Source organism: Cesiribacter andamanensis AMV16 (assembly GCF_000348925.1).
Lineage (GTDB): Bacteria > Bacteroidota > Bacteroidia > Cytophagales > Cyclobacteriaceae > Cesiribacter > Cesiribacter andamanensis.
The window spans coordinates 1-15,294 of the sequence record NZ_AODQ01000107.1; the positions used below are offsets into that span (position 1 = coordinate 1).

14 protein-coding genes are annotated in these 15,294 nt (G+C 56.1%); 10 read left to right on the top strand and 4 right to left on the bottom strand.

Going from position 1 to position 15,294, the window contains the following annotated elements; translation table 11 throughout:
- Nucleotides 1-81 precede the first annotated feature (81 nt).
- The 4 genes from ADICEAN_RS16085 to ADICEAN_RS16100 all read left to right on the top strand — a co-directional run bounded on the left by ADICEAN_RS16085 (nucleotide 82) and on the right by ADICEAN_RS16100 (nucleotide 7,487).
- The gene (locus tag ADICEAN_RS16085) at nucleotides 82-2,190 is read left to right on the top strand and encodes an NADH-quinone oxidoreductase subunit 5 family protein (RefSeq protein ID WP_040397638.1); all 2,109 of its coding nucleotides are present in this window, start codon (nucleotides 82-84) and stop codon (nucleotides 2,188-2,190) included.
- Nucleotides 2,191-2,313: 123 nt separating this feature from the next.
- A complete protein-coding gene (locus ADICEAN_RS16090) occupies nucleotides 2,314-4,041 on the top strand; it encodes a complex I subunit 4 family protein (protein ID WP_009196705.1) in 1,728 nt (575 codons plus the stop codon).
- 8 nt (nucleotides 4,042-4,049) lie between these two features.
- Nucleotides 4,050-5,576, top strand: a complete 1,527-nt coding sequence (locus tag ADICEAN_RS16095) for an NADH-quinone oxidoreductase subunit N (protein WP_009196706.1) — start codon at nucleotides 4,050-4,052, stop codon at nucleotides 5,574-5,576.
- Nucleotides 5,577-5,597: 21 nt separating this feature from the next.
- A complete protein-coding gene (locus ADICEAN_RS16100) occupies nucleotides 5,598-7,487 on the top strand; it encodes an amidophosphoribosyltransferase (protein ID WP_009196707.1) in 1,890 nt (629 codons plus the stop codon).
- Between the two features lie 292 nt (nucleotides 7,488-7,779).
- Here ADICEAN_RS16100 and ADICEAN_RS16105 read toward each other — a convergent pair whose 3' ends face one another.
- Nucleotides 7,780-8,106, bottom strand: a complete 327-nt coding sequence (locus ADICEAN_RS16105; RefSeq protein ID WP_009196708.1) for a HesB/IscA family protein — start codon at nucleotides 8,104-8,106, stop codon at nucleotides 7,780-7,782.
- A gap of 157 nt (nucleotides 8,107-8,263) precedes the next feature.
- Between ADICEAN_RS16105 and mce the strand changes: the two genes are divergently transcribed.
- Nucleotides 8,264-8,668 carry a methylmalonyl-CoA epimerase gene (gene mce, locus ADICEAN_RS16110; protein ID WP_009196709.1) on the top strand — a complete coding sequence of 135 codons (405 nt, stop codon included), beginning with the start codon at nucleotides 8,264-8,266 and terminating at the stop codon, nucleotides 8,666-8,668.
- 104 nt (nucleotides 8,669-8,772) lie between these two features.
- On the opposite strand, the gene ADICEAN_RS23605 is transcribed toward mce, so the two are convergent.
- Nucleotides 8,773-8,904, bottom strand: a complete 132-nt coding sequence (locus ADICEAN_RS23605; protein WP_009196710.1) for a hypothetical protein — start codon at nucleotides 8,902-8,904, stop codon at nucleotides 8,773-8,775.
- Nucleotides 8,905-9,156: 252 nt separating this feature from the next.
- Between ADICEAN_RS23605 and ADICEAN_RS16115 the strand changes: the two genes are divergently transcribed.
- Both ADICEAN_RS16115 and thiL read left to right on the top strand, forming a co-directional pair.
- Entirely contained in the window at nucleotides 9,157-10,101 is a 945-nt protein-coding gene (locus ADICEAN_RS16115) for a 3-oxoacyl-ACP synthase III family protein (protein WP_009196711.1), read from the top strand.
- A gap of 187 nt (nucleotides 10,102-10,288) precedes the next feature.
- Nucleotides 10,289-11,317, top strand: a complete 1,029-nt coding sequence (thiL, locus tag ADICEAN_RS16120) for a thiamine-phosphate kinase (RefSeq protein WP_009196712.1) — start codon at nucleotides 10,289-10,291, stop codon at nucleotides 11,315-11,317.
- A gap of 42 nt (nucleotides 11,318-11,359) precedes the next feature.
- Here the strand turns inward: thiL and ADICEAN_RS16125 are convergent, their stop codons facing one another.
- The gene (locus ADICEAN_RS16125; protein WP_009196713.1) at nucleotides 11,360-11,728 is read right to left on the bottom strand and encodes a hypothetical protein; all 369 of its coding nucleotides are present in this window, start codon (nucleotides 11,726-11,728) and stop codon (nucleotides 11,360-11,362) included.
- Between the two features lie 361 nt (nucleotides 11,729-12,089).
- On the opposite strand from ADICEAN_RS16125, the gene ADICEAN_RS16130 reads away from it, so the two are divergent.
- Nucleotides 12,090-12,494, top strand: coding sequence for a hypothetical protein (locus ADICEAN_RS16130; RefSeq protein WP_009196714.1), 405 nt, complete (start codon nucleotides 12,090-12,092; stop codon nucleotides 12,492-12,494).
- 405 nt (nucleotides 12,495-12,899) lie between these two features.
- Nucleotides 12,900-13,430 (top strand): DUF2243 domain-containing protein, encoded by a 531-nt coding sequence (locus ADICEAN_RS16140; RefSeq protein WP_083879758.1) that lies wholly within the window; start codon nucleotides 12,900-12,902, stop codon nucleotides 13,428-13,430.
- A gap of 42 nt (nucleotides 13,431-13,472) precedes the next feature.
- Here the strand turns inward: ADICEAN_RS16140 and rlmD are convergent, their stop codons facing one another.
- A complete protein-coding gene (rlmD, locus tag ADICEAN_RS16145) occupies nucleotides 13,473-14,885 on the bottom strand; it encodes a 23S rRNA (uracil(1939)-C(5))-methyltransferase RlmD (RefSeq protein ID WP_009196717.1) in 1,413 nt (470 codons plus the stop codon).
- 73 nt (nucleotides 14,886-14,958) lie between these two features.
- On the opposite strand from rlmD, the gene ADICEAN_RS16150 reads away from it, so the two are divergent.
- The gene (locus ADICEAN_RS16150) at nucleotides 14,959-15,264 is read left to right on the top strand and encodes a hypothetical protein (protein ID WP_009196718.1); all 306 of its coding nucleotides are present in this window, start codon (nucleotides 14,959-14,961) and stop codon (nucleotides 15,262-15,264) included.
- Nucleotides 15,265-15,294: the final 30 nt, after the last annotated feature.

Here is a 15,294-nt window from a genome sequence, read left to right on the forward strand (position 1 = left end):
GCTTAAACGAACTAAAAGGCTAACTTTAGCGCGTGAATCCGGCCCAGCTCCTTCAGCCTCNCCTTTTCCAGCCTCACCCTATTGGCGGGCCTGGTGCTGCTGCTTCCCTTGCTGGGTGGGCTGCTGCTTCTGCTGCTGCGGCAAAGGGGGCACTTGTGGCTCATTGGACTGCAGGGCGTGGGGCTGCTGCTGTCCCTCTATATCTTTTTTGCTGTATGGCAGGCCGAGGTGGACAATCCGACAGGCATGCATGTGCGCTGGAACTGGTTCACCCCCCCTGGCGGAGCGCTGCCCTTTACCCTTGGGCTCTGGCTAAACATGCCGGCCGCTATTCTGCTGGTGGTGGTCAATCTGGTGGCCCTGCTGGTACAGATCTTCTCGGTAGGCTATATGTGGCACGAAAAGGGGTTTAACCGTTATTTTGCCTTTCTGGGATTTTTTGTCTTTGCCATGCTGGGCCTGGTGCTGGCCGATAATCTTTTTTTGATGTTCTGCTTCTGGGAAGGGGTAGGGCTGGCCTCCTACCTGCTGATTGGCTTCTGGTGGCAGCGCCCCCAGGCGGCAGCGGCAGCCAAAAAGGCCTTTCTGGTGAACCGCATTGGCGATATTGGCTTTCTGATTGCCCTGCTGATCCTCTACACCCAGTTTGGTACGCTTGATCTGCCCGCCCTGCTGCAGCTGATGCCCGCCAGCTTTATCCAGAGCGGCGACTGGCAGGCGGTATGGGCCGGAGCGGGCGGGGCACTGCCAGCCTGGCTGCTGGTGCTGGCAGGCATTGGCCTGCTGCTGGGGGCGGTGGGCAAATCGGCGCAGTTTCCGCTGCAGATCTGGCTGCCCGACGCTATGGAAGGCCCCACGCCCGTATCGGCTCTGCTGCATGCGGCCACCATGGTGGCCGCCGGGGTGTATCTGCTGGCCCGGGTATTTCCACTGCTGACACCCCATGTGCTGGACCTGGCCGCTCTGCTGGGCGCTACTACGGCGGTGATGGGCGCCTTTGCGGCCTTTGCACAGCATGATATTAAGAAAGTACTGGCCTTTTCTACCATCTCCCAGCTGGGCTATATGGTCATGGGCATGGGGGTAGGCGCCTATGATGCGGCCCTGTTTCACCTGATCACCCATGCCTTTTTTAAGGCCGGCCTGTTTCTGTCGGCCGGGGCGGTGATTTGGGCACTGCACAAGGCGGCGCACAAGACCGGCGATCACTTTGATGCGCAGGACATGCGCAACATGGGCGGGCTGCGCTACAAGATGCGCTTTACCTTTCTGGTCTATTTTATTTGCATGCTGGCGCTGGCGGGCATGCCCATCTTCTCGGGCTTTCTCTCCAAAGATGCCATCCTGACGGGCAGCCTGGGCTGGGCCTCGGTAGCCCGGGCACAGTGGGGCCTGCTGGCCTGGCTGATTCCGCTGGCAGGCTTTGCTACAGCACTCATGACCCCCATCTACATGGGGCGGCAGCTGTTCCTGACCTTCTTTGGCGCCAACCGCCTCTATAATCAGGCCTCCTACCGGGCGCTCAAAGAAGTGCCCATGCTCATGCGCCTGCCGCTGGCGGTGCTGGCGGTGCTGTCGCTGGGCATCTGGTACGGGCTTGAACCCTTCAATTTCCTGCATGCCTGGCCCATGCAGCTGCTGCAGGTGCCGCAGCCGGCCCTGCCCGGCTCGCTGGTAGAGTTTACAGCCGCCAACCGGCTGTATGAGATACAGGAGGCCTCCCTATGGTTTGAAGCCTTTACGGGGGTAGCATCGGCCCTGCTGGTGCTAATAGGGCTGGGCCTTTCTTACCTGATCTACCACCTGTTCAATAACCGGGGAGCTTTCTATACCAACCAGTATGTGTTTCGGAGCCATGTGATGCGGCTGTCGTACAGCAACTGGCACCTGGATGCCATTTACCGGCGAACCGTGCTGGCTTTTGGCGGGAGCCTGATGCGTTTTTCTGACTGGCTGGACCGGCGGATCATAGACCGGCTGCTGGATTTGCTGGGCATAGGGGTGGTGGTGCTGAGCCATGTGCTGCACTGGCTGGACCGCACGCTGGTAGATGGGGTGCTGCATAGCGGGGTATGGGTGGCAGGCCGGGCCGGCAGGGCCAACCGCTCGCTGCAGGGAGGGCAGGTGCAGCAGTACCTGCTTGTGATGCTGGTAGGCCTGCTGCTGGTTTTGATCTGGATGTTTGTGTGAACCCGAGCTGCCGGAGGTACGGCAGTTTTTTATAACTTGCGTCGGCATGGGTCTGGCCTCTGGTGAGAGGTGGGCCCTGGCTGCTTATTCGTTTTCGCCGGTAGGTACCGGAACCTGTTTTACATGGCGCTTCAACACCATCTCCTTACGCTGCTCATTTTTGTGCCGCTGCTGGCAGCTCTTGTGCTTTTGCTGCTGCCCGCCCGCCTGGCCGGGCTGGGCCGCTGGCTGGCGCTGGCCGGTACCGGGCTGCAACTGGCGCTGGCCCTTGTCGTGTGGATCGGCTTTCAATCAGGCATTACGGCACCGGCAGGGGTATTTGCCGCAGCGGGATTTCAGTTTGTGGAGAAGTACAACTGGTTTCATCTGCCGCTAGGCGAGCTGGGCTACCTCTCGGCCGATTATTTTCTGGGGGTGGATGGGCTGAGCGCCAGCCTGGTGCTGCTGGCGGCCCTGGTAATGTTTCTGGGAGCCATCAGTTCCTGGACCATCACTCAGAACCAGAAGGGGTATTTTGCGCTCTACCTGCTGCTGAGCAGTACGGTGCTGGGCTGTTTTGTGGCGCTGGATCTGCTGCTGTTCTACCTCTTTTTTGAGTTTATGCTGCTGCCCATGTACTTCCTGATCGGGATGTGGGGCGGTCCCCGGCGTGCGTATGCCTCCATCAAGTTCTTCCTTTACACCTTTGGTGGCTCGCTCTTTATTTTGCTGGCCATCATTGGCCTGTATATCTCCGGCATCGATCCGGAAGCTACGGCAGCCATGGCCGATCTGCCGCTGGAACAGCTACAGCTGAGCCTTCAGCGCGGCGCCCTTGAAAGCCGGGATATGGTGCACAGCTTCAACATGCTGCACCTGATGGATGTGGATAATCTGATACCCGGCAGTATGCTAAGCCTGCGGGGAGGCGGGGAGCTCTGGGGCTACTCGGCCCGCCTGCTGGCCTTTCTGGCCCTGCTGATCGGCTTTCTGGTGAAACTACCCGCCGCCCCCCTGCATACCTGGCTGCCCGATGCCCACGTAGAAGCGCCTACGCCCATATCGGTGGTGCTGGCGGCCATACTGCTGAAGATCGGGGGCTATGGCCTGCTGCGCCTGCCCTATAGCCTTATTCCGGAAGGAGGTATATATTTTGCCCCCCTTGTGGCGGGCATAGGGGTGTTTTCCATCCTCTACGGAGCCTTTAATGCGCTGGCGCAGTCGGATCTGAAGAAGCTTATTGCCTATTCCTCCGTTTCGCACATGGGCTATGTACTGCTGGGGCTGGCCGCCCTTACGGTAGAGGGGGTTAGTGGCGCGCTCTACCAGATGTTCAGCCACGGCCTTATCTCGGCGGCGCTCTTTCTGATAGCCGGGGTGCTGTATGATCGCACCCATGACCGCCTTATTGAAAATTACAGCGGCCTGGCCCAGCGCATGCCGGGCTTTACGGTGGTGGTTACGCTGGTGTTCTTTGCCTCGCTGGGCCTGCCGGGCTTCTCAGGCTTTATTGCCGAAGTGCTGGTGTTCTTTGGCGCCTTCCGCAGCCCCTCGGCCAATGGTCTGCTGCCCTACTGGATGGTGATTGTGGCTACCCTGGGCCTGTTGCTGACCGCCGCCTATTATCTGTGGACGCTGCAGCGCATGTTTTTCGGAAAATTCTTTGTGCGCCGGCCCGAGTGGGAGGTCGCTCTGCAAGACCTGAGTCCCCGGGAATGGGGCATGCTGCTGCCGCTGCTGGCCGGCATTTTGTTGCTGGGCCTGTTTCCCAACCTGCTCTTGGATTCTTTTAGCCCGGCGGTAGAAACCTTTGTACAGGAGATGCTGAGCCGGGGCCGCAGCAATCTTGTTCTTCTCACCCGCTTTATCTGACCGGCTGCTTGGAAACCACCACCCCCCAAATAGCCTCTCTCGATACTGTTCTGCAGCAGATTCTGCAGGACCTGCCCCTGCTCTTACCGGAGCTGGCCCTCTCGGCCGGCGCCCTACTGGCCATTCTGGGGGCGCTGATCCTGCCCCGACAATGGCGGCACCAGGGGCTGGCGGCTCTTAGCCTGCTGGCCATAGGGGGTGCCCTGTACCTTCTGCTGAAGGGGGGCTTGCCTGCCGAACCTCAGTACCTGCTGGGGCGTACGCTGCAGCTCGATCATCTGGCGATGGCCTTTCGCCTGCTGGTGCTGCTATCGGGCGGGCTGGCGGTGCTGTTTTCTGTACGGCAGCACAAGGCCCTTTTTGCCGAGTATTATGCCCTGCTGCTGGGCCTGCTGGTGGCGGCCAACCTGATGCCGATGGCCTCAAACCTGCTGCTGATCTACCTGAGTGTGGAAACGGCCTCCATCTGCGCCTACCTGCTTACGGCCTTTTCGGGCGGGCGGCAGGGGGCTGAAGCAGGATTAAAATACCTGCTCTTTGGGGCAGTGGCCTCGGCCATTATGCTCTATGGCATGAGCCTGCTCTACGGCTTTACCGGTACGCTGGATATTACGGCCTATGCTTTTAAAAGCGGCCTGCTGAGCCTGAACATTCCCGTGCTGCCGGTGCTGCTGGCGGCCCTGCTGGTGCTGGCGGGTTTTCTGTTCAAGATCTCCATTGTGCCCTTTCACCTCTGGGCGCCCGATGCCTACCAGGGGGCGCCGCTGCCCATTGCGGCGCTGTTCTCTACAGCGCCCAAGCTGGCCGGTCTGGCGCTGCTGCTGCGCTTCCTGAGCCATTTTATGGAGTCGGGCCTCATCTTTGCCGGCCTGCGCTTCGACTGGCAGCTGATCCTGGGCGCCCTGGCCATTGCCAGCATGCTCATTGGCAACCTGGCGGCCGTCTGGCAGCAGGATGTGCGGCGGCTGCTGGCCTATTCGTCCATTGCCCACTCGGGCCTGCTGCTGGCAGGGGTGCTGGTGTTTCGGGAGCTGGGTTACAAGGCGCTGCTCTTTTACAGCGCTATTTATCTGCTAATGAATTTTGCGGCCTTTATCCTTGTTAGTATCCTGAAGGCCGAAACAGGCGGCTACCTGCTGAACGACTACAAGGGACTGGGTAGCAGATTGCCGCTTACCAGTGTGCTGGTGGTAGTGGTGATGGTGGCGCTTACAGGCCTGCCCCCTACGGCCGGATTTACCGCCAAGCTGTTTTTGTTTTCGGCGCTGTGGGAAGGCTACAGCAGCGGCGGATCTAAAATGCTGCTGTATTTGTTACTGACGGGAATAGCTACTTCGGTAGTGGCCCTGTTTTATTACCTGAAGATACCCTATTATCTTTACATGAAGAAGGCACCCGAGGGGATGCAGCTCCTGGCAACAGGGGGTAGGGTGTGGGAGAGGGTGCTGGCCAGCCTGCTGTGCGGGCTGCTGCTGGTCTTCTTCTTTAAGGCCGATTGGGTGATGAACTGGATCAATGCATTTACGATACGTTAATACTACAAGGATCAACAACGGATGAGCGAGCAGATCAAACATGAGTGTGGCATTGCCCTTTTGCGCCTGCGCAAGCCGCTGCAGTACTACATCGACAAATACGGATCGCCTACCTATGCGGTAAATAAGCTGTACCTGCTGATGGAAAAGCAGCACAACCGCGGGCAGGACGGTGCCGGCATCGCCAACATCAAAATTGATGTGCCCCCCGGGCATCGCTACATCAGCCGCTACCGCTCCAACGATGCTCAGCCCATTGCCGAAATCTTCCGCAAAGTGGCCAAGAAGATGAAAAAAGCCAAAAAGGAGGGAGGCGAGCGCTATTACGATGCCGCCTACCTGCAGCAAAACCACGCCTTTACCGGCGAGGTGTGGCTGGGCCACCTGCGCTACGGCACCCATGGCAATAACAGCATCGAGGCCTGCCATCCCTTTTTGCGCCAGAACAACTGGCGAAGCCGCAACCTGGCCGTGGCGGGTAACTTCAACATGACCAATGTAGACGAGCTCTTTGATATCCTGCTCAAAATAGGACAGCACCCCAAGGAAAAAGCCGATACGGTAACGGTCATGGAAAAGATCGGCCACTTTCTGGACGAAGAAAACCAGCTGTTGTTCGATAAGTACAAGTACGACCGTACCAACCAGGAAATCTCCGAGATCATTGAGCAGGAGCTGGACCTGGGCCGGGTGCTGCAGCGCGCCTGCAAGGATTTTGACGGCGGCTATGCCATGGTAGGCCTTACCGGCTACGGGGCCTCCTTTGTGGCCCGCGACCCCGCCGGCATTCGCCCGGCCTACTGGTATGCCGATGATGAAGTGGTGGTGGTTGCCTCCGAAAAGCCGGCCATCAAAACGGCCTTTAATGTGGCCTATGATGAGATTAAGGAAATTGAGCCGGGCCATGCGCTGATCATCGATAAAGAAGGAAATTACAAGCAGCGGCAGTTCATAGAGCAGCTGCCCAAAAAGAGCTGCTCCTTTGAGCGCATCTACTTCTCCCGCGGTACCGACCCCGATATTTACCAGGAGCGCAAGGCCCTGGGCCGCCTGCTGGTGCCCCAGATCCTGAAAGCGGTAGACTATGACCTGAAGAATACTGTCTTTTCCTTTATCCCTAATACGGCCGAGGTAAGCTTTTTGGGCATGATCGATGGCATGGAAGCCCACCTGGTGAACGAGCGCAAAAAATACCTGCTGGACAAGGGCGCTTTTAACGACGAAGACCTGCTGAAGCTGCTTTCGTTCCGTCCCCGGATTGAAAAGCTGGTAATCAAAGATGCCAAGCTGCGCACCTTTATTACCGATGATGAGCACCGGGACGAGCTGGTAGCCCACGTATACGATACCACCTACGAGGTGATCAAGAAGGATGTGGATACGCTGGTGGTGATCGACGATTCCATAGTGCGCGGCACTACGCTGGAAAAGAGTATCCTCACCATGCTGGACCGCCTCAATCCCAAAAAGATCATTATTGTCTCTTCGGCCCCGCAGATCCGCTATCCCGACTGCTACGGCATTGACATGAGCCGCCTGAAAGACTTTATAGCTTTCCGTGCGGCCCTTGCCCTGCTGAACGAGACCGGCCAGAACCATATCCTGGATGCGGTGTATGAAAAATGCGCTGCGGCCGTAGGCAATAAGAACCAGCCCAACTATGTGCAGGAAGTGTTTGCCCCCTTTACCGATGAGCAGATCAGCGACAAGATTGCCCAGCTGATCAAAACCGATAAGATCAAGGCCGAGGTAGAGGTGATTTATCAAACAGTAGAAAACCTGCACAAAGCCTGCCCCAACCACAGCGGCGACTGGTACTTTACCGGCAACTTTCCCACCAAGGGGGGTAACCGCGTGGTAAACCGCGCCTTTATGAACTTTATGGAAGGCAAAGCGGTACGGGCCTACTAATACCAAAGAAGCATCTGTTGCCCAATAGAAGAGCGGCCCCTGAAAGGGGGGCTGCTTTTTTTTGCCTAATCCAGACGCTTACATACTCCAATGGTAGTAGGATATAGAACCGACAGTTGAAAAAGGTACGGCAATCCCCTCCCGAGGAGGGGATTGCCGTACCATTAGCATACGTATGCCAGTACAGAGCCACTGTCGGGGAATGTGAGCGTTAAGCTGCCGGTGAAAAGCAAAGGCCACAAAAAAAGCCTGCTGGGTCAGAGCAGGCTTTGATTTTATATGTCGGATAGACTTAGACCGAGAAGCTTTCGCCACAGCCGCAGGTGCGGCTGGCGTTGGGGTTGATGAACTGAAAGCCCTTGCCATTAAGACCGTCGGAAAAATCAAGGGTAGTGCCCAGTAGGTAGAGCAGGCTCTTTTTATCCACCAGGATCTTTACCCCCTTATCTTCAAACACCTCGTCGCTGGGCAGGATGGCAGTATCAAAGTTCAGGTCGTACATCAGGCCGGAGCAGCCGCCGCCCTTCACCGATACGCGGATGTTTTGATCGGCAGTGCGCCCTTCCAGTTGGCGCAGCTCAATGATGCGGTCTTTGGCTTTATCTGTTACGGAGATCATAGTAGTGCTAAGGTATCAGTATACTCAGTTTGCAAAGGTAGGCAACAAAGCCGAAAGCAAAAAATAAGGATTTTTCTCTTTCAGCAGGCCCCTTTTACACGAAAAGGTAACCCGCCACTGTCCGAAAAAGTTCGCTTTTTACGTTCTTTGCTGCTATATGAAACAGGTAGAACATATTGGTATTGCGGTGCGCTCCCTGCAGCAGGCCAACCCCCTTTATGAGCGCATGCTGGGCCTGAAAGCCTATAAGACCGAAGAGGTAGCCAGCGAAGGGGTCATTACGGCCTTTTACCAGGTGGGCGAAACCAAAATAGAGTTGCTGGAGGCCACCCGCCCCGATAGCCCCATTGCCAAGTTTATTGACAGCAGGGGAGAAGGTATTCACCACATTGCCTATGGGGTAGACGATATCCTGGCCGAAATGGACCGTTTGCGGAAGGAAGGATTTCGCCTGCTGAACGAGCAGCCCAAGCCCGGGGCCGACAACAAGCTGGTGTGCTTTGTGCACCCCAAAGATGCCGGAGGCGTGCTGGTAGAACTGTGCCAGGAACAGCCCGCGTAGGGCGCCCCGCGTAGGGCGGCCCGCGTAGGGCGGTCCTCTGGAAGCCTTAGCTGGTTAGAGCCGACTGTCTCCCTCAAGGGAGCGGTAGCGCCAAAGGGAGTATCCTACTGATACTGAATGGAGTTGTAGTGCTTGAGCTTTTTCTTGCCTGAGCGGGTCTGGTACTGGGGCTTGGGGGCACAGCCTTCCAGCAGCACAACGAAAAGAAGCAGCAGCAGGAGCAAATATTTTTTCATGCTGCAACCTACAAGTTAGAACAGCCTGTAACCCAATTTTTCCGGCCCTCATTCGTACGCATGTAGGGTTTGGGGCAATTGTGTATTCCGGAGGGGGGAGCCGACTCAGATGCTTTTGAAGGGGATTGTTGTTTGTACACTAGCCGGATCTGAAAATAATACTGTATTTTTGCAAAAATTCTTGCACAGGAGAAGGCGTGCCTGCGTTTGTGTGGAAGAGGACGCTATTACAGATAAGGAGAACTTTTTTTCATGTACCTGAATGCCATAGGCGCTTACCTCCCGGAGGCGATCGTCGATAATCAATACTTTGAAGAGCTGAACGAGCTGAGCGATGAGTGGATCGTAAGCCGTACCGGTATCCGCCAGCGCCGCAAGGCCGGCCCCGGCGAAAACACCCAGACTATGGGCATTGCCGCCGTGCAGGAGGCGCTGGACCGCCTGCCCTACCCCCTGGACGAGATCGATCTGATTGTAGGAGCCACCTATACCCCGCATGATACCATTGTTACCCTGGGGCATGCCATTCAGCATGCCATACAGGTACATGATATTCCGGTAGTCACCATTTCGGCAGCCTGCAGCTCACTGGTCAATGCCGTAGAGATTGTGCAGGGGTATTTTGCCCTGGGCAAGGCCAGCAAAGCGCTGGTGGTTGCCTCGGAACACAATACGGCCTATAACATTGAGACCGACCCCAAATCGGGCCACCTCTGGGGCGATGGGGCCTGTGCCCTCTTCATCAGCCGGGAGCCGCAGGCCGAAGGCGATATCCGCATTGTGGATGTGCTTACCGGCGGGGCCGCTACCCGGGGCAAGGCCACCGAAAGCGTTACCCTTAAAATGCAGGAGCGCGGCATTATTATGCCCAACGGACGGGATGTATTCATCCACGCCTGCCAGTACATGCCCAAGGCTACCCTGGACCTGCTGGAGCGCAACCGCCTTACCGTAGCCGATGTGCAGTATGTGATTCCGCACCAGGCCAACCTGCGCATTACCAACAATGTAGCCGAAACCCTGCAGTTACCGGCCGAAAAAGCGGTTTCCAATGTAGAGTACCTGGGCAATACCGGTTGCGCCGGCTGCGGCATTGGTCTGTGGGAAAAAAAGGGTGATCTGCAAAAAGGCCAGAAAGTAGTACTTACCGTTTTTGGCGGCGGCTACTCCTACGGGGCCATGCTGCTGCAGGTATAGGGGTCAGGTACGGGGTATGGAGTAGGAGGTATAGGCTAGGGGGTATATACTATCTATCTTCTCTGGTTAACTCTCATACTGCAGATCCTTATACCGCTATGATTTCCATCACATAGCTGCCCGCCTTTAACACCCGGTTGTCACCCCATTCTTCATACCACATATCCCATATCCCATACCTATCACCATGCAACGAACCGAAATAAGCGAACTGGGCGAGTTTGGTCTGATTGACCGGCTGAGCAAACAGGTAGAACACTACCACAAAAGCAGTGTAAAGGGCATTGGCGATGATGCCGCCATCCTGGCGGCCTCCGAACTGCAGCGGGTGGTTACCACCGACCTGCTGCTGGAAGGCATTCATTTTGACCTGCGCTACATGCCCCTGCAGCACCTTGGGTATAAGGCCGTGGCCGTAAACGTATCGGATGTAGCGGCCATGAACGCCATTCCTACCCAGATCACCGTTAGCATTGGCTTGAGCAACCGCTTTTCAGTAGAGGCGGTGGAGGCCCTGTATGAGGGCATCCGGGCGGCCTGCGCCAGCTATAAGGTAGACCTGATCGGGGGCGATACCACCGCCTCGGCCGCCGGCCTGGTGCTGTCCGTCACCGCCATTGGCGAGGCCGAAGCCGATAAAATTGCTACCCGCAGCGGGGTAAAAAAGGGGGATATTGTGTGCGTAACCGGCGATCTGGGTGCCGCCTACATGGGCCTGCAGGTGCTGGAGCGCGAAAAACAGGTATTTCTGGCTAATCCGGATGCCAGCCCCGAAATTGGCAACTACAAATACATTGTGCAGCGCCAGCTGCGGCCCGAAGCCCGCATGGATGTGGTGCACGAGCTGCGGGAGCTGGGCGTGGTGCCTACCGCCATGATCGATGTATCGGATGGCCTGGCCTCCGAGCTGCTGCACCTGGCCCGCCAGTCCGGCATGGGCCTGCAGGTGTATGAAGAAAACCTGCCCATTGACAAAATGACCTACGATACGGCTGTGGAGTTTGGCCTGGACCCCATCACCTGTGTGATGAACGGGGGGGAGGATTATGAGCTGCTCTTCACCATCCGGCAGGAAGATCATGAAAAGGTAAAGGCGCATGCCGATATCCACTTCATTGGCTATGCCACCGAACTGGCCGGACAGGCCCACCTGATCACCAAAGGGGGTAGCGTGGTGCCGCTAAAGGCCCAGGGCTTCAACCACTTTAAAGAATAAACGCAAAGAGCCGCTCCCGGGAGCGGCTCTTCTGCTTTAAGGCTAATCTTCCGGATAGGGTACGTACAGGAAGTTGGTGAATTCCTGGTCTACCACAAACAGGCAGCAGAACTCATCGGGGTTTTTATAAACGGAGGTAAAAGCCTCAATTTTATCGCTATCCACCAGCTTGCGCTGCACAAACTCATCCAGGTAAGAAGCATAGTAATTCCACTGCAGGTTCAGCGACAGGCGGTCCAGCATCAGCTGTCCGATGGGAATATGCGTTTTGCTGATGGGGAAAATGGGGTGCTCCGAAAAACCCTGCTTGCGGATCTGGTACGAGGCTTCCTTGAGCGTATCGGCTACCTTGGCAAAGTCGGCCGTAATGGTGCCCAGGTACTTGCCGTTCAGTTCGGGATCGTTGTTCATATGCAGATAAGGTAACGCTGGAAATACTCCAGGGGTACGGACAAACTTGAATGCTATGCTAAAGAATAAGGCAGGCATCTGCTTCTGCCGGTATGGGGTCTGACAGAAGTAGCTGCCAAACTGCTATACGGCTAGCTGACCACGGCCTTTTACCCTTTTTCTTACAGCATTTGCAAAGATCATAAATTAGCCTGTTCTGCCAAAACAGAGGCAACTTTCGGGCCGCGCATCCTCCAGAGGCGGGAGCTTTCTGAAAAGCCAGCGATCCGCGGGTATTTAGTACATCAAATATATTCTTGGAATACTTTAAAAATATTTATGCGAACAAAAGGCTACATTGACCTATCTAAATCAGGTAGCCATGCAAAAACTATTTGAAGGAAAAACCTGCCAGGCGGAATTTCTGCCGGAGCGTAAGCTGGTCTTCTGCTCGCTGATCGGTGCTACCGATGCGGCCGAGCATCAGGCCATGGACCAGAAAGTGCGGGACCTCATGCAGGCAACCCCTGTGGTGGCCTTTGCTCATGACCTGCGCCAGATGTCGGGCACCCTTATCCAGTTCAACGGCTGGTTGCTGGAGGCCCTGCGGCCTACGGTAGCCCTGGGGCTGCGGTACCATGCCCTGGTGATGGGGGGCGAGCTATTTCGCAAGATTGCCGCCACCGAAGTGCTGCAGCGGCTGGCCCCTGTACAGTACAGCATTTTCGACAGCCGGGAAAAAGCCGAGCGCTGGATCGATAAAAAACTGGAGCAGCTGGGCGGCTAAGCCCCGCTAGTTGCCGGCAAGCCGGCATGCTCTAAAACATACCCAAGCCTTTTTCTCTTTTCCATCCACTGGAAGAGTAGGGAAAGGCTTTTTTTACAAGAGCCAGTGCCTTTGTACCAGATTCTGATAATTACCCCCTCTTTCCAAACATTAGAGGCCCGAAGTAGTAGTAAGCAGAAACAGCAAATCAGGGATCTTTTATGGCAGCGGGTCTGCGCTTTTGCTTTTTACTAGTTGGGCTGATGCTCACAGGCACGGTAGCCATGGCCTGTACCACCTGCAATCCACCCCTGCAGGCAGCCATTTTCAGGGAAAACTTTCTGAGCCGGTTCCTGTTCATACTGCTGCCTTTTGTAGTGGTAGGGCTTATTTGTATGCGGCTAAGCAAATTAAAATAACCGGACTATGGCAACTGGCCAATACACGAGGAATTCCCCGGCAGGAGCGGCAATCAAACCACACACAGGTCCGCTTATTGTAGCAGCTACCCTGATAGGGGTGGGCATGGGGGGCTTTGTGGATGGCATTGTGCTGCACCAGATCCTGCAGTGGCATCAGATGCTTTCGGCAAAACTTCCGCCCGATACGCTGCTCAACAAAGAAGTGAACATGTTCTGGGATGGCATCTTCCATGCTTTTACCTGGCTTACCACAGCGGTGGGCATTGGGCTGCTCTGGCGGCTAATCTACCGGCGCGATGCTGCGCTATCCAACCGCATTTTTGTGGGAGGGCTCTTCTTTGGTTTTGGTCTGTTCAATGTAGTAGAAGGCCTTATTGACCATCACCTGCTGAAGCTGCACAATGTGCGGGAGATCAGCGAAAGCCAGGGGCTCTGGAACTGGGGCTTTATCCTTGTTTCCCTGCTCATGCTGGCGGGCAGCTGGCTAGCCATCCAAAAGGGCCGGCGGGACGTGCACAGACAACTGCCCGGTTGATCATGCCTGCTATTAAACCCACCTCCAGCCACTCATAGCCGCTTAGGCTTCCTGCCGCAGCTCCAGCAGCATCACATTCTCGATGTGGTGCGTATGGGGGAACATATCCACCGGCTGAATAGCCTTTACGTCGTATTTTTCGCTGAGCCACTGTACATCACGCGCCTGGGTGGCCGGGTTGCAGCTTACGTACACAATGCGTTTGGCCGCTACCGTTAGCAGCACCTGCACCACATCTTCGTGCATGCCGGCCCGTGGGGGGTCGGTGATGATCACATCCGGGCGACCCTGCTGCTGAATAAACTCTTCCGTTAGCAGGTAGCGCATGTCGCCGGCAAAAAAGCGGGTGTTGGCTATGCCGTTGAGCTCCGAGTTGAGTTTGGCATCCTCGATGGCCTCGGGCACCGATTCTACCCCAATGACCAGCCCCGCCTGCCGGGCCACAAAGTTGGCAATGGTGCCAGTGCCGGTATAGAGATCGTACACCACCTCCTGCCCTGTAAGGCCGGCAAAGTCCCTGGTGACTTTATAGAGCGTATAGGCCTGGTCGGAATTGGTCTGGTAAAAGGACTTTGGGCCGATGCGGAAGCGCAGCCCCTCCATTTCTTCTTCGATCCAGGGCCGGCCGGCATAGAGCACCACCTCCTGGTCGTAATAGGTCTCGTTAAATTTCTGATTGATGATGTACTGCAGGGAGGTAATCTCAGGAAAGCGCTCCTTTAAAAAGGCCATCACGTTCTCAACCTCTTCCATATGGGGGCGGGCAAACTGTACGATCACCATGGTCTCGCCCGTGCTGCTGGTGCGGATAATAAGGTTGCGGATAAAGCCCTCGTTCACCACCAGGTCATAAAAGGGCAGGTTGTGGGCGTGGGCAAAGGTGCGCAGCTCGTTGCGTATCAAATTGCTGGGATCAGGCTGCAGATGGCAGTACTCAATGTCCAGCACCCGGTCAAAGCGGCCCGACATGTGGAAGCCCAGCGCATCTTTGCGGATCTCCAGTCCGCTTTGCAGCTCCTCCTGCGTAAGCCATTTGCGGTTGCTGAAGGTATACTCCAGCTTGTTGCGGTACATGCTGGTCTTTTGCGAGCCAATTACCGGAGGCACCTCCGGCAGGGCTACCTTGGCAATGCGTTCCATATTGTCCAGTACCTGCTGCCGCTTAAACTGCAGCTGGCTCTCGTAGGTGAGGTGCTGCCACTTGCAGCCGCCGCAGTAGTGAAAATGCTGGCAGAAAGGCTGCTGGCGCAGGGAGGAATAGCTATGAAAACGAATGGCCATGCCCTCGGCAAAGCTGCTGCGGGTACGGGTAATGCGCACATCGGCCACATCGCCCGGGGCTACCCCTGCTATAAAGATCACCTGCCCCTCATGCCGGGCCACACATTTGCCTTCGGCAGCAACAGCGGCTATCTCCAGCTTTTCCAGTACCTGATTTTTCTTAAGTTTTGCCATATGCGGGGGCAAATTTACAATTTTTTGAGGGCCCCTGCCGGACTTATCCTAAAATTTCAATTATATTACCCTTATGAGAGAAAGAAGGATTTTTTTGCTACTCCTGGGCCTTCTGTTGCTGGTATGCGCTTCGGCATCGGCCACGCATATTGTAGGGGGTGAGTTTGAGGTACAACACCTGCAGAACTACAGCTACCGCCTTCGGCTGGTGCTCTACAACGATGATATTTATGGAAGCCCGGCGGCCATAGACGGACAGGCCGTTGTGCACATCCGGCGCAAGCGCGATCATGCGTTTATCTCCTACCTTCACCCTGCCGTATACCACCCGCTCGGCCGTACCCTATACCAATCCCGAGTGTGTGATCCCCAAACCTGAAGACCTAGACAAAACTTACCTTACCAGGCC